A 20400-nucleotide genomic window follows, 5' to 3' on the forward strand; every position below is an offset into this window, starting at 1 on the left:
AGTTTCGTATGGTATAATTTTTTTAGTGACCACCTGGTCACTAAAATTTCGAAAACAAATGACCATGTGGTCACTGAACGGAGGACCTTATGCCTAAAAAGTTGTTTCATGAACTGCATGAAGATAAAAAGAAAAGAATCATTTCTGTTAGTATTTCAGAATTTGCAAAATACGGGTATGCAGATAGTTCCACCAACCGTATTGTAAAGGCCTCTGAAATTAGTAAAGGAAGTTTGTTTAAATACTTTGAAAACAAAGAAGATTTGTATTTTTATTTGCTTGATTTTGTCACAGGCGAGCTAAACGCAAACCTATATCAAAAATTAGGCACCCTTTCAACCAACTTGTTTGAGCGTATAATTCAATACTCGGAATTGGAATTTTTATGGTATATCCAAAACCCAGAAAAATATAAGCTTATTATCAAAGCATTTAGCAAAAATGATACAGAAATTTATCGAAAGGTTGAAGCAAGATTTAATTATGCTGGTCAGAATGTTTATTATAGCGTATTAGAAAACGTTGATACGAAATCGTTGAATTGGGATAAAAGAAAAGTTCTTCATGTGCTTAAATGGTTTTTACAAGGTTTTAATGCCGACTTTATCGAAAGAATAGAAGTGCAAAACGGAAATAAATCCGAAATTAACCAAATTAGGAATGAGTATGTAACCCACCTTACCGACTATATAGATATACTTAAAAAGGGGATTATAGACTAGAAGGAGTTGAAGATCTTGTTTTATGGTGCCAAAGGAAGTTCATTAACTATCAATGGATCAAAAATGGATTATGTGGAATTTGGACTGGGGAAATCTCCATTGATAATTTTGCCTGGGTTATCAGATGGATTAAAAACTGTAGAGGGGCAAGCAATCAAATTGGCGTATTACTTTAGGGCTTTTTTGAACGATTTTAAGGTGTATGTGTTTAGTAGAAAAACAAATATTGAAAATGGGTACACCACCAGGGAGATGGCAAAAGACCTTAAAGCAGCACTTGACCAACTTGGAATAAAAAGTGCTTGCCTAATGGGTATATCACAGGGTGGTATGATAGCCCAGCACTTTGCTATCGACTATCCTATGATGGTAAAAAAGCTTATTCTTGCTGTTACCACTTCCCGTGCAAACGAAACTCTTCATCGAGCTATCAACGGATGGGTGAATTACGCGGAAAATAATGATTATAAATCACTGATGATTGATACAATGGAGAAAACATACTCATCCCAAAAACTGAAAACATATCGGCTGATGTATCCACTTCTATGTAGGGTTGGAAAGCCGAAAAGCTTTGAGAGGTTCATACTTCAGGCAAAAGCTGTATTGGCACACGATACTTTCAGTAAACTTGAAAACATAATTTGTCCTACCATCATAATTGGCGGTGATAGCGATAAAATAGTTGGATCAAATTCTTCAGCGGAGATGGCTGATAAAATCCCAAACGGTCGTTTGCTTCTCTATAAAGGGCTGGGACACGCGAGCTATGAAGAAGGGAAAGATTTCAATAAACATGTTAAAGATTTTCTTTTAAGTTAGTTCGAAGCCTCACATATGCAGATTAGTAAAAGCAGGAATTGTCTTTATGCTAAATTCAAACAATAGCCGCGAACGCACTGTAAAATAGCTATATGTATGCAATTCGAACGCTATATTTTACCGCGTTAGCTGCCTACAGTGAACGGCTCCGACTTTGGAAAAGAAATACCTTTTTCCCAACTACCTAGATCAGATGACGTAGGCACAAAGGTCCATATCAGCATACACCTGCTAAAAATCTTTACTGTCTTTGATTTCAAAATTGGCTTGCAAAATAAAGAACTAGCTGACACGCAAAGCCAGCTAACAGAACACCATCGGAATAGTTAACCTTCTCAAATCTTACTTAAAATGGACAGGAAAATTGCCGAAGTCACTTTAAGATCGTACACACGGTAATCTTCCACAGTTAGGGTGTAAAGTAATGGGCAGATACGTTTTAAAGAATTGGTGCTATTATCAGCTTTTTTACAGCCTATAGGTAGTGTTAAATCTTCTTATGACCGTATTTTCTTCTGCGTGTATTTTCGCCAAAACTGTGGTGGTTTGGAACAGAAAAAAGGTAGCAACGGAATTTCGCTTCCGTTGCTACCTTTTCTTTTGACAATCCTATTGGTGAATGATTAGGTATTATGTGTTTTGATTCCTGTTATATCTGGCATCAGCGTAAAGGAGTCTTTTTCATTTTACTGCTGTTCCCAAAAAGCTTGCATTTGATCAAGAACGTCAATGACATCGGTGGTCAAATGGATCGATCCTTCGATCTCGCCATCGATGGCTTTGATCATATTGGCAATTTCATAATTAAGGGCTTGACTGCTGTCGCCAGCTTCAATCACTTCATTTGTTCCATCTCGGAAATGGATCACGGCTTTGTCCGCACGAGGGTATTCATCTACGGTAATGTATCCTTCTTCGAAAGCGACGATACCGGTTTTAGGCATTTTCGCTTGAAAAGTCAGCGTGACACTAGCCATTTCATCGGCTGGATTTTGTAGGATCGTGACTGATTGTTCATCCACACCTGTAGAGAAGTGCTTCATGCTGCTAAACGTCACTTCTGGTGTATCCGTCATGAAAAAGCGGGCAAATGAAACAGCATACGTACCGATATCCAATAAAGCACCGCCGCCTAAATCTGGATTGAAGAAACGATTGCTTGGGTCTGGATCTTTGTAGCTGCCAAATGGTGCTTGGATCATTTTTAATTTTCCTAAGCGTCCAGCATCGATCTCTTCTTTCAAACGTGCATAAACCGGCATATTGAAGATCGTCATAGCTTCTTCTAAGATCAGATTTTTTTCTTTGGCTAAGGTCAATTCTTCAGCTAATTCATCGGCACTGGTCGTAATGGCTTTTTCACAGAGGACATGTTTTCCGGCCATTAGAGCTTTCATAATAAATTCGTGATGAAGATCATTAGGTACTGCAATGTACACAATATCAATTTGCGGATCTTCCAGCATAGCATCTGTGCTTTCATAAGCATGGGGGATAGCGTATTTTTCGGCAAAGGCATGGACTTTTGGCAAACTGCGGGCGCTGACTCCATACAGTTCACTTGCTTCATTGGAAAAACCAGCGGCAAATTGCGTCGCGATGTCTCCAAGTCCAATCATTCCCCAACGGTATTTTTTCATCATTGATCATCTCCTTCATATTTAGTATAACAAAAGAAATGAATTCTTTAAAATAATCAAAAACAATCGCAAAAAGTTTCCATTACGGCTGACTTTCAGTAAAATATAGAAGAGGAGGGATAACATATGCATAATGTATCAATAGCCATTATTTTAAATACGATTATCGAGCAATACACATCAGAAAAACAGTTTTATGAGACACATTTAGGAATCACTGAGGAGCAATGGGAAGCTTGGAAAAACGGCACAATGAGTTTATCGCCTGCTGAAAATCAGAAAGTGAAACTGCTGTTTTCGGATTATGAATGGATGCTGATCCAAAAAATCATTCGCCAGACCGTCATTTATCCAGAAAAACGCAATCAAGCGGTCGTCGAGTTCAAAAAAATGAAAACCCAAATCGCCAGAACGTGGCTAGCTAGCGATTTAGCAAAAGTCGAATTGTTAACAGAATCTGAAGAAACAGCCCAATACCTTGATTTGAGAGTCAGTATTACGTATGATGAGTGGGGTTATGATGATATATTAAACTTCCGATTGCCCGCTGTTGTTCAGCAGCAGATCCGCAATGAAAAAATCGAGTTGTTAGAGTGGGTTAAAGAAAATCTGGAAGAAACTTATAATTAAAGGTAGGGTATTTTTTGAAAAAGTATTATGGAATGGCTGCGGCAGCAGGATTCTTGTTTTTGGTTCTCCTAACCATACAAGTGAATCGAGTGACCGCAGTCACCCCAATAAAGAATCTAAGTATCGCTCGTTCTACTACTCAAACAGTGACGAGCGCAACAACTGAATCCAGCAGTCAAACTTCGACGGAATACTCAGAGGATGCGCAAGAACAAGCAGCTGTTAGTGATGAAGTGAACGAAGATGATTTCCCAACTGTCTCATTGAATGATTGGTCGTTGGCTCTGGTAGGACCAAAAAATAAAATCGTCAGCGAAATCGCGCAAGAAGATTTGGGGAAATTATCAAATGGCTACCTTGTGGACAAGCGAATCGTTTCGGCATACGAAGAACTAGCTGAGGCAGCAAAGGTGGCTGGACATCCTTTAGTCATGGTCTCTGCTTACCGTTCGGTAGAGTATCAACAGGAAATATTCGATGCCAATGTCAATAGCTTGATCCGCCAAGGGAATACAAAAGAAGAAGCAATTCGTATCACGAAACTGACCTTTACTGAACCGGGATATAGTGAGCACCATACCGGTCTTGCGATTGACGTAATCGATGAAGACTGGTATCAAAATCATACAGGCGAACTTCTCAATGAGGGGTTCGGCGTTACAGACGGTGGAAAATGGCTACAAGCCCATGCGAGAGAGTATGGGTTCATCATCCGTTATCCGAAAGGGAAACATGACATTACCCAAATCGATTATGAACCATGGCATTTACGCTATGTAGGCGTCGAAGTGGCGACATATATTGAAGAACATGAGGTAACATTCGAAGAGTTTCTTGATGAGGCAAAAGAACACATCACTCGTAAAGAAGCAGAACTGTCGTATCACGAATTGGCAGATCCTTTGCAGGAGGACTGGATCTTTACTAATTCTCTTACTAGAAATCAAGAAAATAGTCAACGAGCACAAGAAGAGTTGTTGATGAGTGGAGGCGATTTGTTCGCTAAGAACGTGTTTAGTCAGACAAAGGAAGTGAAAAAATGAGCGCAAGACGAAAAAAACAGAAGACTCGTTTCCCATTAGTCTTTCTAGGGTTATTCTTAATTGGGATTGCTTTTATTTTTTCCTTAAATAGTTTGGCGGATCCTCTTCCGAAAGAGGAAGAAACAAATACTGAAGCGATCTCTCATGAAGAATTTATCGATCGCATTGCTCCTTACGCGCAAGAACTGCAAAAAGGCTATGGGATTTTACCAAGTATCATTATAGGTCAGGCGATTCTTGAATCAGATTGGGGCCAGAGTTCTCTAGCCAGCAAATACAATAATTTATTTGGCATCAAGTCATTTGGTCATTCAAAAAAGGTGACATTAGATACCCAAGAGTTTTATAATGGAGAATGGGTCACGATTCAAGGAGATTTTCGTGTCTATGATACTTGGGAAGAATCAATGGATGATCATACGATGTTGTTTGTAAATGGTGTTGATTGGAATCCTGCGCTTTATGTAGATGTCTTGACAGCAAACGACTACCGCAGTGCCGCACAAGCCTTACAAGATGCAGGATATGCAACGGATCCAGATTATGCCAGCAAAATCATTCAAGTCATTGAAACCTACCAATTGAATCGATTTGATCAATAAGAAAAGAGAGTTGGCTGCTTATGGAAGAAAAATATATGCCAAAAATCACCACTGATTTACGCAAAGATATCGTCAAAGTGCCTAAAGTTATTCGAGAGGCTAGCGGCATTCAAATATTTGGGAAACAAATCCGCTCCATTATTTTTACTACGGATATTGCGATCATCCGTAATACAAATGCGGACGCTGTGATAGCGGTCTATCCTTTTACACCGCACCCAGCAATTACGAAAGCAATTATCGAAGCAGCGGATATTCCAGTGTTTTCTGGTGTCGGCGGCGGCTTGACCCAAGGATTCCGCTCTTCTTATATGAGCATGTTTGCTGAAGCTCAGGGATCGATCGGGGTCGTCTTAAACGGACCCACGCCATTGAAAACTGTGGAGCAAGTATGTAAAGTCGTGGATATTCCCGTTATCAGTACCGTAACGAGTAAGTATACTGAAATTGATGCCAAACTTGAAGCTGGTGTGAAGGTCATCAATATCAGTGCCGGCAAGGACACAGCGGATACCGTGGCTTTCTTCCGTAAAAAATATCCGAAGCTGCCGATCATTGCAACGGGTGGTCCAACTGAGGAGAGCATCTTAGAAACGATTGAAGCAGGTGCGAATGCGATCACTTACACGCCGCCTTCCAACGGGGAGCTTTTCAGTAAAAAGATGGAGCACTATCGTGATATGGAGAAACCAGAGTAGCAAATGATCCACAAATGAGAATATTTTTATTTATAAAGGGCATTCCATGCTTGTGTTTTTAATCAAAGACAGGCATAATCGAATCTATCATTTAAAAATTACTTGTATATCGTCGAAATATGGTCGACAGTCTCTACCCGATACCGTAAATATCGGACTATAAGTAAAAATCGTGCCTGTTAGACACTTTTTTTGCTTTGGCAAAAAGAGTGTCTTTTTTTTCAGGATGGAATAGAAAGGAACGAGGAGAGCTAGGATGGATAAATTAGTTGAGCGTATCAAAACACACGGGAACGTCTTGGGTGAAGGGGTTCTCAAAGTGGACCAGTTTTTGACCCACCAAGTGGATTATGAGTTGATGAGAGAAATCGGTACAGTTTTTGCAGAACGATTTCAAGAAAGTGGGATCACCAAAGTAGTGACCATCGAAGCTTCAGGGATCGCACCAGCACTTTATACTGCAGAAAAGTTGCAGGTACCAATGATCTTTGCTCGAAAAGCAAAGAGTCTGACGATGGATGAAGAGTTGTTGACCGCATCCGTCTATTCCTTTACTAAGCAAGTGACCAGCCAAGTATCGATTTCTAAGAAATTCTTATCTTCAGATGATACGGTATTAATAATTGATGATTTCTTAGCAAACGGACAAGCTGCAAAAGGATTGATCGAATTGTGTCAGCAAGCAGGCGCAAAAGTCGTTGGCATTGGGATCGTCATTGAAAAATCATTCCAAACTGGTCGACAATTGCTTGAAGAAATGGGAATCCCCGTTGTTTCCTTAGCACGAATCGCCTCATTGTCGGAAGGCCAAGTTAGCTTTTTAGAAGGAGATGCCTAATGAAAGAGACGAATAGCCGTTCAGCAGTTTTGGGCTTGCAGCATTTGCTAGCGATGTATGCAGGAGCTGTTGCCGTCCCTTTGTTGATTGGAACAGGCCTCGGCTTTAATGAAGCGCAGATGACGTATTTGATCTCGATCGATATTTTCATGTGCGGAATCGCTACGCTTTTGCAATTAGTCGTCACCCGCTTTTTTGGGATCGGCCTACCAGTCGTTTTAGGTTGTGCCATCCAAGCTGTCTCCCCATTGATTTTGATTGGCACCAAATCAGGAATCAGTGCGATTTACGGAGCGATCATTGCCGCTGGGATTTTCATTGTCTTGATCGCCGGCATTTTTTCGAAAATCAAAGTTTTGTTCCCTCCATTGGTGACGGGAACGGTGATTACCGTCATCGGTTTGACCTTGATTCCAGTCGCCATCACCAAAATCGGTGGAGGGGATGCCGCAGCTGCTAACTTTGGTGATCCAACGAATTTATTGTTAGGCTTTGTGACGATTGCCCTGATCATTGGCGTGCAAGTGTTTGGCAAAGGCTTTATTCGCTCGATTGCCGTACTGATCGGTTTGATCGGTGGGACTATTTTAGCAGCATTATTAGGCTTGGTTGATCTTTCTGCCATCACTCATGCACCTGTGTTTCATTTGCCTCAGCCTTTTTATTTCGGTTTACCAACCTTTGATCTGTGGTCGATCGTCTTGATGATCATTATTTCCATCGTTAGTTTGGTAGAATCCACAGGCGTTTATTTTGCACTGGGAGACATTACTGAAAAACCGATTACAGGCAATGACTTAAAGCGCGGCTATCGTGCGGAGGGCTTGGCGGTGATCCTTGGTGGGATCTTCAATACGTTTCCTTATACTGGATTTTCACAAAACGTAGGTTTGGTTCAACTTTCAGGCATTAAGACGCGCCGTCCGATTTTCTTTTCAGCAATCTTTTTGATCGTATTAGGGTTGTTTCCAAAAGTCGGTGCCATCGCACAGATCATTCCAGAGGCAGTGCTTGGCGGCGGCATGTTAGTGATGTTTGGCATGGTGGCTGTTCAAGGGATGAGAATGCTGAGCAAAGTTGATTTTATGAATGACAAGAACTTGTTAGTGATTGCAGTATCAATCGGTTTTGGTTTAGGGTTCAATATGATGCCCACTTTATTCAGTCAAATGCCTGAAACCGTTCAAATGTTTACAGGCAATGGGATCGTCATGAGTAGTTTGACTGCCATTGTTTTGAATCTGTTCTTTAATGGACTGCCGAAAGAAACAGACGAAGTGACGGAATTGCGCTTGCAACAGTAAGTTTATTTGATCCAGACGAGGATTCGTCTGGATTTTTTGTATTGTTCCTTTATTTGTCTTATTATCGGATATCTGACGTGTTGAATACATATCTTTGAGATAAAAGCGAACAATGAAAAGTAAAATTTGTTAATAGTTCGAAAATATTTTGACATTGCTCGGGCAACTCGTTACTATTTAGAGGTGAAAGTGAATGTTAGCAGAGCCATGTGCCTTTGGGATATCTCAGACGTAGCTTCAAAAGGTTGCTAACAAAATGATTTTCGTAAGAAAAATACTTCTGAGGTTTATTCAGAAGAGAATCGTAAAAATTCAGTGGAGGGAAAATTGAATGAAACCAGCAGTTGCAGTGATTATGGGAAGTCAATCAGATTGGGAAACAATGAAGGAGTGCTGCTTGATTTTAGATGAGTTAGCGATACCTTATCAGAAAAAAGTCGTTTCGGCACATCGTACACCAGATTTGATGTTCGAATTTGCAGAAACAGCCCGAGAAAAAGGGATTAAAGTCATTGTTGCAGGAGCGGGTGGCGCTGCCCATTTGCCGGGAATGGTGGCAGCTAAAACAACATTGCCGGTCATTGGTGTTCCCGTCCAATCACGCGCATTAAACGGTTTGGATTCCCTTTTATCGATCGTGCAAATGCCGGGTGGTGTACCAGTAGCAACAACGGCGATCGGAAAAGCTGGCGCAACTAACGCAGGACTACTTGCAGCCCAGATGCTTTCCATGTATGATTTAGAGATAGCGGAGAAATTAGACGCACGAAGAAATACATTAAAAGAAATCGTATTGGAAAGTAGTGATCAACTTGATTAAACCTTTAATGCCCAACGCAACGATCGGAATCGTTGGCGGAGGACAGCTAGGTCGTATGATGGCAATGAGTGCCAAAGAAATGGGCTTTCGGGTTGGCGTTTTAGACCCTACTGCCAATTGTCCAACAGCCCAAGTCGCTGATTGGCATATTGTTGCTGCCTATGATGATGTGTTTGCTTTAGAAGAAATGGCTCGACGTGCCGATGTAATCACCTATGAATTTGAAAATGTCAGTGTTGAAGCATTGAACTCTATTTTGCCTTACTCACATATCCCTCAAGGCACCGATCTGTTAGCAATCACTCAAGATCGTTTGTTAGAGAAGTCATTTTTAGAGGCAAACAATATCGTGATTGCACCTTATGCCACGATCATCAGCCCGACAGACATCCAAGATGCCATCGATAGCATTGGTTACCCTTGTGTATTAAAAACCACCAGAGGCGGCTATGACGGAAAAGGACAGCACGTGCTTTACAGTACGGCTGATTTGGCGCCTTCCATGAATTTACTTCGCGAAGGAACTTGCGAATTAGAAGCATGGATTCCTTTTGAAAAAGAATTATCGATTTTAGTTGCCGGTAATGGAGAAACCTTTACCACTTTCCCAGTGGTAGAAAACATCCACCGTAACAATATTTTGCATCAAACGATCGCTCCTGCGCACATTGATCCAGAAGTTGCCGAAGAAGCCAAACGGATCGCTCACATTATTGCAAAAGCTTTGGATCTGCAAGGCGTTTTAGCCATCGAAATGTTCCTGACCAAAAGCGGCGGCTTGTATGTCAATGAATTGGCGCCACGTCCGCATAATTCGGGTCACTATTCGATCGAAGCTTGCTCCATGAGTCAGTTTGACGCTCATATCCGCGGCATCTGTGGCTGGCCGTTGCCGGAAGTTTCTTTGCTTTCACCAGCAGTCATGGTCAATGTCTTAGGAGATGAATTGACAGAAACCTATGATCTGATTGCCACAAAACCTGCTTGGCAATTTCATTACTATGGCAAAGAAGAAGCAAAAACCGGTCGCAAAATGGGACATATCACTATTTTGACGGAAGACATTGCAGAAACCACTGAAGAAATCTATCAAACCAATATTTGGGATTAAAGGAGATAAAAACATGTTAGAGCGTTATACAAGACCAGAAATGGGTGCTATTTGGACCGATCAAAATCGCTACCAAGCGTGGCTAGAAGTCGAGATTTTAGCTGACGAAGCTTGGGCGGAATTAGGAGAGATACCGAAAGAGGATGTTGCATTGATTCGTGAAAAAGCATCCTTTGATATCGACCGTATCTTAGAGATCGAAGCGCAAACGCGACATGATGTGGTTGCTTTTACCCGAGCAGTCTCTGAATCTTTGGGTGATGAAAGTAAATGGGTCCACTACGGCTTGACGTCAACGGATGTTGTTGATACGGCGTATGGCTACTTGATGAAACAAGCCAACGATTTGATTCGTGAAGATTTGAACCGTTTCGTGACGATCATTGGCGAAAAAGCCAAAGAATACAAGCATACCGTGATGATGGGACGTACCCATGGTGTTCATGCGGAACCAACGACCTTTGGCTTGAAATTAGCCTTGTGGTATTCAGAAATGAAACGCAATGTTGAACGTTTTGAGCGGGCAGCAAAAGGGGTCGAAGCTGGAAAGATCAGTGGTGCTGTTGGAACCTTTGCAAATATCCCTCCATTTGTCGAAGAGTATGTCTGTGAAAAACTAGGGATTCGTGCGCAAGATATTTCCACGCAAGTATTGCCTCGTGACCTACATGCAGAATATTTTTCAGCAATGGCATTGATCGCAACCAGCATTGAGAAATTCGCCACCGAGATCCGTGGACTACAAAAATCAGAAACGCGGGAAGTTGAAGAATTCTTCGCCAAAGGACAAAAAGGTTCTTCTGCCATGCCCCATAAGCGTAACCCAATCGGTTCTGAAAATATGGCCGGACTTGCAAGAGTCGTTCGCGGTCATATGGTGACGGCTTATGAAAATGTCTCCCTTTGGCATGAACGGGATATCTCACATTCATCGGCAGAACGGATCATTATTCCGGATACGACGATTTTGATCGATTACATGCTGAATCGCTTTGGCAATATCGTCAAAAATCTGACCGTTTTCCCAGAGAATATGAAGCGCAATATGAATGCGACCTTTGGATTGATCTACAGCCAACGGGTGATGTTGAAATTGATCGATCACGGAATGACCAGAGAGCAAGCCTATGACTTGGTTCAGCCGAAAACAGCGCAAGCTTGGGATGAACAAACGGATTTCCGCCCATTGTTAGAAGCTGATCCAGCAATCACGGATGTTTTGACCAAAGCTGATTTGGACGATGCCTTTGATTACAACCATCATTTAAAACAAGTTGACACGATCTTTGAACGTGTCGGTTTAGCCGAATAAAAAAAGCTGCAACCTTGAGACCTCCGTCTTAAGGTTGCGGCTTTTTTAATAATTTTCAGCTAAGTAGGTCAATAGATCAGGTGCTAAACCAGTTGCTGATTGGTTTTCCTGGCGATCTTCTAACATGGAAACCATCAGAAATCCTTGATCTTGCGAATCGAAGGTGAATAAGAAGCTGTTTTCTTGGCCTTTTTCATCTTGCTTTTCTTTGATTTCAGCAGTTCCTGTTTTGGCAGCTAGCGGAATGTTCAGCGCTGCCAAAGAGTGTGCCGTTCCGTTGGCATCTGAGACAACAGCTGTCAAATCTTGATTGATTTGCTCAATCGTCTCTGGTTTAAAGACTTCTTTGTCTTTTTGCTCTGCCTCTTTCACTAAACGGGGATAGACCAGCTTCCCTTGATTGGCAAAGACCGAGTAAGCAGCAGCTTGTTGAATGGGATTCAGTAACAGTTCTCCCTGCCCATAGCCGGTATCTGCCAGTAAAATCTCTGAGTTGAAGGACTCTTCATTGGAAATTTGAGCAGGATTCATCGCAATCGGTAAATCCAACGTCTCACCAAAAATCAATTTCGACAAACCGTTACGAAAAGCATCTTCACCCATAGCTAAGGTTTGTTGTGCCATATAGATGTTATCAGAGTAAACCAGTGCATCTTTTAGATTGACAGAAGCTACATCGCTGACTCTGGTGACAAAGTAGTCTCCCCACGAGCTGTCTTTTTGCCACTTCAATCCATCGATCGCAATACTTTGGGTAGGGTCGATCGTACCGTTTTCTAAGCCAATCGCTGCCGTGATGGTCTTAAAGGTCGAACCTGGCGCATAGGCCGTAGCAAAGCGGCTGATGAAAGGCAAGGCTTCATTTTGTTCATACGCATCATAGTCTTCTTGTGAGATTCCTTGGGTCATTTTATTGGGATCATAACTTGGTGAGCTGGCTAATACTAGCAGATCACCGGTTTTTGGTTCTGTGACGACCGTGGAGCCCGCCTGATTTTGTAAGGCGTCAAAAGCTGTCTTTTGGGCTTGTGCGTCAATGGTCAGTTGGATATCTTTACCATCTGCCCGTTCTTTTTCTAAAAGAACCGATTTTTCAGCACCGTCTTCATCAGTGATGGCGATTTTTCCGCCATTTTCGCCCCGCAACTCTTTGTCAAAGGCAGCTTCCAGACCACTACGACCAATTTGTCCGTTACTTGCTAGTGTTTCATCTTTTTCGATATCTTCTGCAGTCACGTTCCCTAGATAACCAATCAACTGGGCAGCGGCTTCTCCAAGAGGATAAGTCCGTCCCGTCGTTTCTTTTAAACTTGTTCCAGTTGGCATTTCATCGGTTGGTTCGATAATCTTTAAGGGAACGAACAACTCATCTTGGACCCACGATTGAGCCAATGCTTGATCGATCGCATCTTCTGTTAGGTCAAAACGCTCCGCGATTGCTTTGATATTGGCGGTTTTTTCGTCTCCCGTACCCAGCTGCCCAGGAATGACGCCTAGTTGATAGAGCGTGCCATTTTCTGCTAGCGGTTCATTATTTCGGTCGAGGATTTCTCCACGTGTGGCATTATCTACAGAGATACTGATTTTGTCTTGTCCTTCCATTCCCGGAAAAATCAATTGAGGCGACCAATCGATCTTGGCTTGGTCATCAGTCAGAGTAATCGTGCCACTATAAGACAGCTCTGTTAATTCACCTAACGAGGTGGTTAAGGAACCGTTGTATTGGAAATTGAATTGATCGGAATCCTTATCATCGGGCGTTACCTCAATTCCTGAAGCTTTAAATGATTCGGCACCGATACCAGTGAAAATCGCTTCGTATTTTGCTGAGACTTCGTCTGCGGTAAAGCCGTTTGATTCCAAACTTTCTTCGGTCAGTAAAGCAGATAGATCGCTGTACTTCTGATCAGATATAGCATCGATAAAGGAATTGAGGACTTTTTTTGCTGCTGCTTCTTCTTGTCGATTTTGATAGACTGTATAGCCATAATAACCGCCACCAAGTACTAATAAGGCGGCAGGGAGTGCCAGCCAGACGAAACGCTTAGGTTTTTTCGCTGGTTTTTCTTTGCGAGAGCGCCGGTTTTCTGACATATTATTGTTCCTCCTTTAGTGCCGACAAACGGGCGTGATAAAGCGGCAACAGCGTTTGATAAACTGCTAAAATATCCGCCATTTCAACGTCTTCGATCATTTCTTTTGGAAAGATCTTGCCAATTTGAAGTTCACTTTTTTTGACTTTCTGTAATCGTTCTAAGTAGGTTGGCCATTTAGCGATTGGAGAGTGGTCATACTTGGTATGATCAGGAGATAGCGTAAAGTCTGCTGGCAATTGATCAAATAATTCTTTTTGAGCCAGCCAAGATTCCGCGATCGTTGCTTGATTTTTCGGTTGATCGATCACACTGAGCCAAACAAAGACATACTCTTGATTGATCCCAATTTGAAAGTGGGCATCCATTTTATAACCACGCTTGTTAGGGCCGATCCCCGCCCACGTTTCGGCAGGAGGGTAGACGGTTCTACGCCGATGCTGTGCGATATGCAAATAAAAAGGGTCTTGACAGCTTTCTTCAAATAATGGGATCGCTGCCTCGCCGATGGTTTGGAAAACCGGCTGGATCTCTGAACGGATTTTTTCCATTCTTTCTTCTAATGTTTCTAAAGCAAAAGCATCAAATGACTGTTTTGTAAATAGCATAATCGTGTCCTTTCTTTTGTCTGAAAACAGTATAACAAAAAAAGCCCGTAAAATTTCGGGCTTTTGTTTTTTTTATCTTATTTTTATTTAGTGATCACCCGTCAGTGCGTAGCGTGACTTAAGTTAAAGGTAGGGGCTTGACTTTGTTCCTTCAAAAGATGCAAAAGATCGTCTAAAAAAGAAAAGTCCATTTCTTCTAAATTAAAATAAATACGGAAAGAATACGTATGTTTAAATAAGCTTTGACGATGTATCTGGTGAATGATCAATTCGTCATTGCGGCCATTTTGAAATTGTAGAACTCTTTTTTGTTCTTCTGCATAGTGAGGACGTGCCCCTTTTTTGAAGGGACTGAATACATAGAAACTCGTTTGTTGGTTAATGGAAAGGATTTGCTGCACGGCCAATAATTCGTTATGGAGATGTTGTTTTTCTTTGTCTGTTAGATGAGCTAAAAAAAGTTCAGCACGATTCTTTAGCGACCACATATAGTACTCCTCCTTGAATGTAGCTACAATACGACCTAAATATAGCATGAAAATAGAATGTTGTAAACGCTTTATAAAACCCTTCGCCAGTCAAACGGGAGAGGTAAACTTACTTGACGGGATAAAAGGCGAACATTCGTGTTTATTAATGTGTAAATGTACAGATAATCGTTGACCCGCTTTTTCAGCGTTGTTAGAATAATAAACAAATAAAGATGTGTGTCATCGCTATGTGAAAAATAATACTTAACTGAGGTGGAATATGGAATCAGAAGTGCTTCTTTATGAAGGAAAAGCCAAGAAATTGTTTAAAACCAACGAAGAAGATGTGTTGAGAGTCCTTTATCTGGACCAAGCAACTGCGCTGAACGGTTTAAAGAAAGATGCAGTCGCAGGGAAGGGTGCCCTAAACAATCAGATCACTGCGCATCTTTTTCAGCGTTTAGCTGATAAAAATGTCCCAAGTCACTTTCTTCAATTAGTGTCTAAACACGAACAATTAATTCGAGCTGTCACCATGATTCCTTTAGAAGTCGTTGTTCGCAATACGGCTGCTGGTAGTTTTTCAAAGCGCTTGGGCATCGAAGAAGGAACCAAACTGCCAAAGCCGATCGTGGAGTTTTACTACAAAGAGGATCGCTTAGATGATCCGTTTATCAATGACGATCATGTGTTCTATCTGGGTCTTGCTACAAAAGAGGAACTGGACCAGATCAAAAAACTGGCGCTACAAGTCAACGCTGCGTTACTGGAAATCTTTGCAAGTATCCAGATTCAACTGATCGATTTTAAAATCGAGATCGGCAAAACCAAGAAGGGCGAGTTGCTCCTGGCTGATGAGATCTCACCAGATACTTGCCGCTTATGGGATATGGGTACAAATGAACATCTTGATAAAGATGTCTATCGTCGTGATTTAGGGGACATCGTTCCTGTTTATGAAGAAGTTTTAAATCGTTTAGAAAAGGAGAATTCAACATGTATTTAGTCAAAGTTTACGTCACTTATAAGGAATCTGTTTTGGACCCTCAAGGAGAAGCCGTCAAAGGAGCTGTTCATCGCTTAGGATATCAAGATGTCAGTGATATTCGCATCGGGAAATACTTTGAAATCAAAGTGACACCTTCCAACAATCAAACACAAGCAGCAGTAGCAGAGGAGATTGAAGCGATCTGTGACAAACTTTTAGCAAACGTCAATATGGAAACCTACCGTTATGAAATAGTTCAAATGGAGGAAGCAGCCCTATGAAATTTGCAGTGATCGTCTTTCCTGGATCAAATTGTGATGTTGATTTGATGTGGGCAATCAAAGATATCATGGGGGCAGAAGCAGAATATGTGCGCCATGATGCAGAAAGCTTAGCCGGTTTTGACGGTGTTTTGCTTCCAGGAGGATTTTCTTATGGTGATTACTTAAGATGCGGAGCGATTGCCCGTTTTTCTACGATCATGTCAGAGGTCATTCGTTTGGCAAATGAAGGCAAACCTGTCTTTGGTACCTGCAATGGGTTTCAAATTTTAACGGAAGCGGGCTTGTTACCAGGGGTTTTACAAAGAAATGAATCATTGCATTTTATTTGCAAGCCGGTCCGTCTGCAAGTGAATAATCGAACAGCTTTTACTTCTGAATATGAAACGGATCAAGTCATTACGCTTCCTGTCGCTCATGGTGAGGGCAATTATTATTGTGATGAAACGACTTATCAGGAATTGGTTGCCAACAATCAAATCGTTTTCCGTTATGAAGATAACGTCAACGGCAGTCTACACAATATCGCTGGTATCTGCAACAAAGCAGGCAATGTCCTAGGCATGATGCCTCATCCAGAACGAGCGATGGAAAGTTTATTAGGCTCAGAAGATGGCAAGAAGTTTTTTGCTTCATTATTGAAAAATTTTGGGAAGGTGCCGGTAAATGGATAAAATGATCGTAAAAGAACCTACACCACAAGAAATCAAAGATACGAAATTATACGAGCAATGGGGATTGACCCAAGAAGAATATCGGATGATCTCAGAAGATATTTTGGGACGTTTACCAAACTATACCGAAACTGGACTCTTTTCAGTGATGTGGAGTGAACATTGTTCTTACAAAAATTCCAAACCTGTTTTGCGGAAATTCCCGACAGATGGGCCGCAAGTACTGCAAGGTCCGGGAGAAGGTGCGGGCATCGTGGATATCGGCGATGATCTAGCTGTCGTATTTAAAGCGGAAAGCCATAATCATCCTTCTGCGGTGGAACCTTATGAAGGAGCAGCAACTGGTGTTGGTGGGATCATCCGCGACATCTTTAGTATGGGAGCAAGACCGATTGCTGTTTTAGACTCCTTACGATTTGGTGAGTTAGATAATCCAAGAACGAAATATCTTTTGGAAGAAGTCGTTGCTGGGATCAGTGGCTATGGCAACTGTATCGGGATTCCGACCGTCGGTGGTGAAGTGGCATTTGATCCTTGTTATGAAGGCAATCCGTTAGTCAATGCCATGTGTGTAGGGATCATTGCCCACAAGGATATTCAAAAAGGGCAGGCCAAAGGTGTTGGGAACACCATCATGTATGTCGGCGCAAAAACAGGACGCGACGGGATACATGGGGCGACTTTTGCATCGGAAGAATTTGTCGAAGGAGAAGAACAACAACGTTCCGCCGTACAAGTCGGTGATCCTTTTATGGAAAAACTTTTGTTGGAAGCTTGTTTGGAATTGATCGTGGATCATTCGGACATTTTAGTCGGAATTCAAGATATGGGTGCTGCTGGATTGGTTTCTTCTAGTGCCGAGATGGCATCAAAATCCGGATCAGGTTTGCGCTTAACATTAGATGATGTTCCACAACGAGAAACCAATATGACGCCTTATGAAATGATGTTGTCAGAATCCCAAGAGCGGATGCTGATCTGTGTCAAAAAAGGGCATGAAGCTGAAGTGGAAGCTCTCTTTAAGAAATACGATCTAGAAGCAGTCGTGATCGGTGAAGTGACGGATGATGGCAACTATCGTTTGTTCCATCATGGACAGAAAGTCGCTAATTTACCAGTGGATGCTTTAGCTGAAGATGCACCGACTTACTACAAAGAGATGGCAGAACCAGCACGGATCAAAGTGTTTAAGGAAACACCGGACTTTGTTCCAGTGATTCATTCAGCAACGTCTGTATTTGCGGATCTGCTGCAGCAGCCGACGATCGCTTCGAAACGCTCGATTTTTGAAACCTACGATTCGCAAGTTCGTACCAATACCGTGGTAGGACCCGGCAGTGATGCGGCCGTTTTACGAATCAAGGGAACCAATAAAGCCTTGGCGATGACGACTGACTGTAATGCTCGTTACCTTTACTTAGATCCTGAAGTCGGCGGACAGATCGCAGTTGCAGAAGCTGCTCGAAATATCGTCGCTTCCGGTGGGCGTCCATTGGCGATCACTGACTGCCTTAACTTCGGCTCGCCAGATAAACCAGAAGGATTCTGGGAGTTATCTACGGCTGCTGACGGGATCTCAGAAGCTTGTCGTGTACTAGAGACACCAGTAATCTCTGGGAACGTCTCCTTATACAACGAAACGGACGGACAATCGGTCTATCCAACGCCTGTAATTGGGATGGTCGGATTGATCGAAGAGCTGGCGCATATCACGACGCAGCATTTCCAAGCAGCAGGGGATGTGATCTATGTCCTAGGGGAAACCCATGCTGATTTCAATGGGTCTGAATTGCAAAAACTGCAGACAGGAAAGATCGCTGGGCGTTTAATGTCCTTTGATCTTGAAACAGAAAAAACGAACCAACATTTGGTTACCGCAGCGATCCAAGCAGGTCTTGTTCAAAGTGCCCACGACTGTGCCGAAGGTGGTTTAGCGATCGCTTTAGCCGAATCCGCTTTTGACAAGGGCTTTGGTCTAAATGTGACCGTGTCATTGCCAGCAGCACAATTGTTTTCAGAAACCCAATCCCGTTTTGTGCTTTCAGTCGCACCTGATAAGCAAGCAGCTTTTGAAGCACTGGTAGGTGCTGCTGCAATAGCGATCGGGGAAGTGACTGCTGATGGCCAGATTCGCATGCAAGCACAAGATGATACGATCGAGATGCCCCTTACTGAGGCGAAATTGAAATGGGAGGAAGCCATTCCATGTTTAATGAAGTAAAGAGCCTCAACGAGGAATGTGGGGTTTTTGGTGTTTGGGGTCATCCAGATGCCGCTCGTGTCACCTACTTCGGACTACACAGTTTGCAACATCGCGGCCAAGAAGGTGCTGGGATCGTCACGAATGATGCGGGAAAACTCAATGGTCACCGTGATTTAGGTTTGCTAGCGGAAGTGTTTTCGGATGAACGTGTCCTCCAGCGTCTGACAGGAGATGCTGCCATTGGTCACGTTCGTTACGCAACTGCTGGTAATGGTAGCGTTGATAATATTCAACCATTTTTATTCAAATTTTTTGATCAGCAGATTGGCTTAGCTCATAACGGCAACTTGACGAATGCGAAAAGTCTACGGAAATCATTAGAAGAGGCTGGTGCGATTTTCCACTCGAATTCCGATACAGAGATTCTCATGCACTTGATCCGTCGCAGCGAAGAACCGCTTTTTATGGATCGGGTCAAGGAGGCATTAAATCAAGTTAAAGGTGGATTTGCGTACCTTTTACTGACGGAAAATGCCATGATCGCAGCACTAGACCCCAATGGCTTTCGGCCATTGTCAATCGGGAAAATGGTCAATGGTGCTTATGTGGTGGCTTCAGAAACCTGTGCGTTGGAAGTCATCGGTGCGGAATTTATTCGTGATGTCCGACCGGGCGAAGTCGTGATCATTGATGATGCAGGCATTCAAATCGAGCAGTATACCCAAGAAGTACAACCGGCGATTTGTTCGATGGAGTTTATTTATTTTGCCCGTCCTGATTCCAACATCGCTGGCGTCAATGTTCATCGTGCCCGTAAAAATATGGGCCGTCGCTTGGCAAAAGAGGCGCCGATCGAAGCGGATATGGTCATTGGTGTACCGAATTCATCCTTATCTGCTGCCAGCGGGTACGCAGAAGCTTCAGGTATTCCTTATGAATTGGGCTTAGTAAAAAATCAATACATTGCACGAACGTTTATTCAACCGACACAGGAGTTAAGAGAGCAAGGCGTGCGAATGAAGCTCTCAGCTGTTCGTGGCGTAGTCGAAGGCAAACGAGTGATTCTAGTCGACGATTCGATCGTCCGAGGAACCACCAGCCGCCGTATCGTGCAACTGCTAAAAGAAGCAGGTGCCAAAGAAGTTCATGTGCGTATCGGTTCGCCACCTTTGCGCTATCCGTGTTTTTACGGGATCGACATTCAAACAAGAAAAGAATTGATCGCAGCCAAATATACGGAAGCTGAGATTTGTGAAAAAATCGAAGCAGATTCTTTGGCCTTTTTAAGTGAAGACGGGTTGATCGAAGCGATCGGTTTAGATTTCGACGCACCTTACTCAGGATTGTGTATGGCCTATTTCAATGGCGATTATCCAACCCCTTTGTATGATTATGAAGAAAACTATCTCGCGTCTTTAGCTGAATAAATTGTAGGCAAAAATGGCTTTTCAAACGAAGCAGTGAAGGACCGCTGGTTTACTTGCGTTAACGACGAATGAGCTGAATGAAGAAAAGCGGATGAATGATTGAGGAGGAACGAA

General features: G+C 42.6%; 20 protein-coding genes and 1 riboswitch. Of the genes, 16 read left to right on the forward strand and 4 right to left on the reverse strand.

The window, feature by feature from the left end; all coding sequences use genetic code 11:
• Positions 1-89 precede the first annotated feature (89 nt).
• Together CXM95_RS07325 and CXM95_RS07330 are read left to right on the forward strand one after the other, a co-directional pair.
• Positions 90-722: a TetR/AcrR family transcriptional regulator gene (locus CXM95_RS07325; protein WP_086372824.1), complete on the forward strand. Its 633-nt coding sequence runs from the start codon at positions 90-92 to the stop codon at positions 720-722.
• Positions 723-737: 15 nt separating this feature from the next.
• Positions 738-1544, forward strand: a complete 807-nt coding sequence (locus CXM95_RS07330) for an alpha/beta fold hydrolase (protein ID WP_233499102.1) — start codon at positions 738-740, stop codon at positions 1542-1544.
• Between the two features lie 686 nt (positions 1545-2230).
• Here CXM95_RS07330 and CXM95_RS07335 read toward each other — a convergent pair.
• Entirely contained in the window at positions 2231-3187 is a 957-nt protein-coding gene (locus tag CXM95_RS07335) for a Gfo/Idh/MocA family protein (RefSeq protein ID WP_101698946.1), read from the reverse strand.
• Positions 3188-3310: 123 nt separating this feature from the next.
• On the opposite strand from CXM95_RS07335, the gene CXM95_RS07340 reads away from it, so the two are divergent.
• From CXM95_RS07340 to purB, 9 genes are all read left to right on the forward strand, one after another.
• The gene (locus CXM95_RS07340; protein WP_061054010.1) at positions 3311-3814 is read left to right on the forward strand and encodes a hypothetical protein; all 504 of its coding nucleotides are present in this window, start codon (positions 3311-3313) and stop codon (positions 3812-3814) included.
• Between the two features lie 32 nt (positions 3815-3846).
• Positions 3847-4857 carry a M15 family metallopeptidase gene (locus CXM95_RS07345; RefSeq protein ID WP_101699590.1) on the forward strand — a complete coding sequence of 337 codons (1011 nt, stop codon included), beginning with the start codon at positions 3847-3849 and terminating at the stop codon, positions 4855-4857.
• Positions 4854-5459 (forward strand): glycoside hydrolase family 73 protein, encoded by a 606-nt coding sequence (locus CXM95_RS07350; protein WP_005236425.1) that lies wholly within the window; start codon positions 4854-4856, stop codon positions 5457-5459. The genes CXM95_RS07345 and CXM95_RS07350 overlap by 4 nt, the downstream gene beginning before the upstream one ends.
• Positions 5460-5479: 20 nt before the next feature.
• Positions 5480-6157, forward strand: coding sequence for a hydrolase (locus CXM95_RS07355; protein ID WP_008381475.1), 678 nt, complete (start codon positions 5480-5482; stop codon positions 6155-6157).
• An 82-nt stretch (positions 6158-6239) separates the two neighbouring features.
• Positions 6240-6337: riboswitch (purine riboswitch) on the forward strand.
• 76 nt (positions 6338-6413) lie between these two features.
• Positions 6414-6995, forward strand: coding sequence for a xanthine phosphoribosyltransferase (locus CXM95_RS07360; protein WP_016613323.1), 582 nt, complete (start codon positions 6414-6416; stop codon positions 6993-6995).
• Positions 6995-8299, forward strand: a complete 1305-nt coding sequence (locus CXM95_RS07365; protein WP_016613324.1) for a nucleobase:cation symporter-2 family protein — start codon at positions 6995-6997, stop codon at positions 8297-8299. Before CXM95_RS07360 ends, CXM95_RS07365 begins: the two co-directional genes overlap by 1 nt.
• A gap of 331 nt (positions 8300-8630) precedes the next feature.
• Positions 8631-9119: a 5-(carboxyamino)imidazole ribonucleotide mutase gene (gene purE, locus CXM95_RS07370; protein WP_005236418.1), complete on the forward strand. Its 489-nt coding sequence runs from the start codon at positions 8631-8633 to the stop codon at positions 9117-9119.
• Complete coding sequence (gene purK / locus CXM95_RS07375; protein ID WP_172634721.1) at positions 9112-10230, forward strand: 5-(carboxyamino)imidazole ribonucleotide synthase; 1119 nt, start codon at positions 9112-9114, stop codon at positions 10228-10230. The genes purE and purK overlap by 8 nt, the downstream gene beginning before the upstream one ends.
• Before the next feature lie 13 nt (positions 10231-10243).
• Positions 10244-11542 (forward strand): adenylosuccinate lyase, encoded by a 1299-nt coding sequence (gene purB, locus CXM95_RS07380; protein WP_008381467.1) that lies wholly within the window; start codon positions 10244-10246, stop codon positions 11540-11542.
• A gap of 45 nt (positions 11543-11587) precedes the next feature.
• On the opposite strand, the gene pbp4 is transcribed toward purB, so the two are convergent.
• The 3 genes from pbp4 to CXM95_RS07395 form a co-directional block, all read right to left on the reverse strand.
• Positions 11588-13636, reverse strand: coding sequence for a penicillin-binding protein PBP4(5) (gene pbp4 / locus CXM95_RS07385; RefSeq protein ID WP_086372826.1), 2049 nt, complete (start codon positions 13634-13636; stop codon positions 11588-11590).
• Position 13637: 1 nt separating this feature from the next.
• Complete coding sequence (locus CXM95_RS07390; protein ID WP_008381464.1) at positions 13638-14243, reverse strand: DUF1054 domain-containing protein; 606 nt, start codon at positions 14241-14243, stop codon at positions 13638-13640.
• Positions 14244-14344: 101 nt separating this feature from the next.
• Positions 14345-14779 carry a hypothetical protein gene (locus tag CXM95_RS07395; RefSeq protein ID WP_086372827.1) on the reverse strand — a complete coding sequence of 145 codons (435 nt, stop codon included), beginning with the start codon at positions 14777-14779 and terminating at the stop codon, positions 14345-14347.
• Positions 14780-14993: 214 nt separating this feature from the next.
• On the opposite strand from CXM95_RS07395, the gene purC reads away from it, so the two are divergent.
• The 5 genes from purC to purF are packed head-to-tail and all read left to right on the forward strand — an operon-like array spanning position 14994 to position 20286.
• Positions 14994-15719 (forward strand): phosphoribosylaminoimidazolesuccinocarboxamide synthase, encoded by a 726-nt coding sequence (purC, locus tag CXM95_RS07400; protein WP_086372828.1) that lies wholly within the window; start codon positions 14994-14996, stop codon positions 15717-15719.
• Positions 15710-15982, forward strand: coding sequence for a phosphoribosylformylglycinamidine synthase subunit PurS (gene purS / locus CXM95_RS07405; RefSeq protein WP_005230018.1), 273 nt, complete (start codon positions 15710-15712; stop codon positions 15980-15982). The genes purC and purS overlap by 10 nt, the downstream gene beginning before the upstream one ends.
• Entirely contained in the window at positions 15979-16656 is a 678-nt protein-coding gene (purQ, locus tag CXM95_RS07410) for a phosphoribosylformylglycinamidine synthase subunit PurQ (RefSeq protein WP_016613328.1), read from the forward strand. The genes purS and purQ overlap by 4 nt, the downstream gene beginning before the upstream one ends.
• Positions 16649-18877, forward strand: a complete 2229-nt coding sequence (purL, locus tag CXM95_RS07415; RefSeq protein ID WP_176462024.1) for a phosphoribosylformylglycinamidine synthase subunit PurL — start codon at positions 16649-16651, stop codon at positions 18875-18877. Before purQ ends, purL begins: the two co-directional genes overlap by 8 nt.
• Positions 18862-20286 carry an amidophosphoribosyltransferase gene (gene purF / locus CXM95_RS07420; RefSeq protein WP_016613330.1) on the forward strand — a complete coding sequence of 475 codons (1425 nt, stop codon included), beginning with the start codon at positions 18862-18864 and terminating at the stop codon, positions 20284-20286. Before purL ends, purF begins: the two co-directional genes overlap by 16 nt.
• The last annotated feature ends 114 nt before the right edge of the window (positions 20287-20400 follow it).

It is taken from the genome of Enterococcus sp. CR-Ec1 (assembly GCF_002850555.1).
GTDB classification, from domain to species: Bacteria; Bacillota; Bacilli; order Lactobacillales; family Enterococcaceae; genus Enterococcus_D; species Enterococcus_D entomosocium.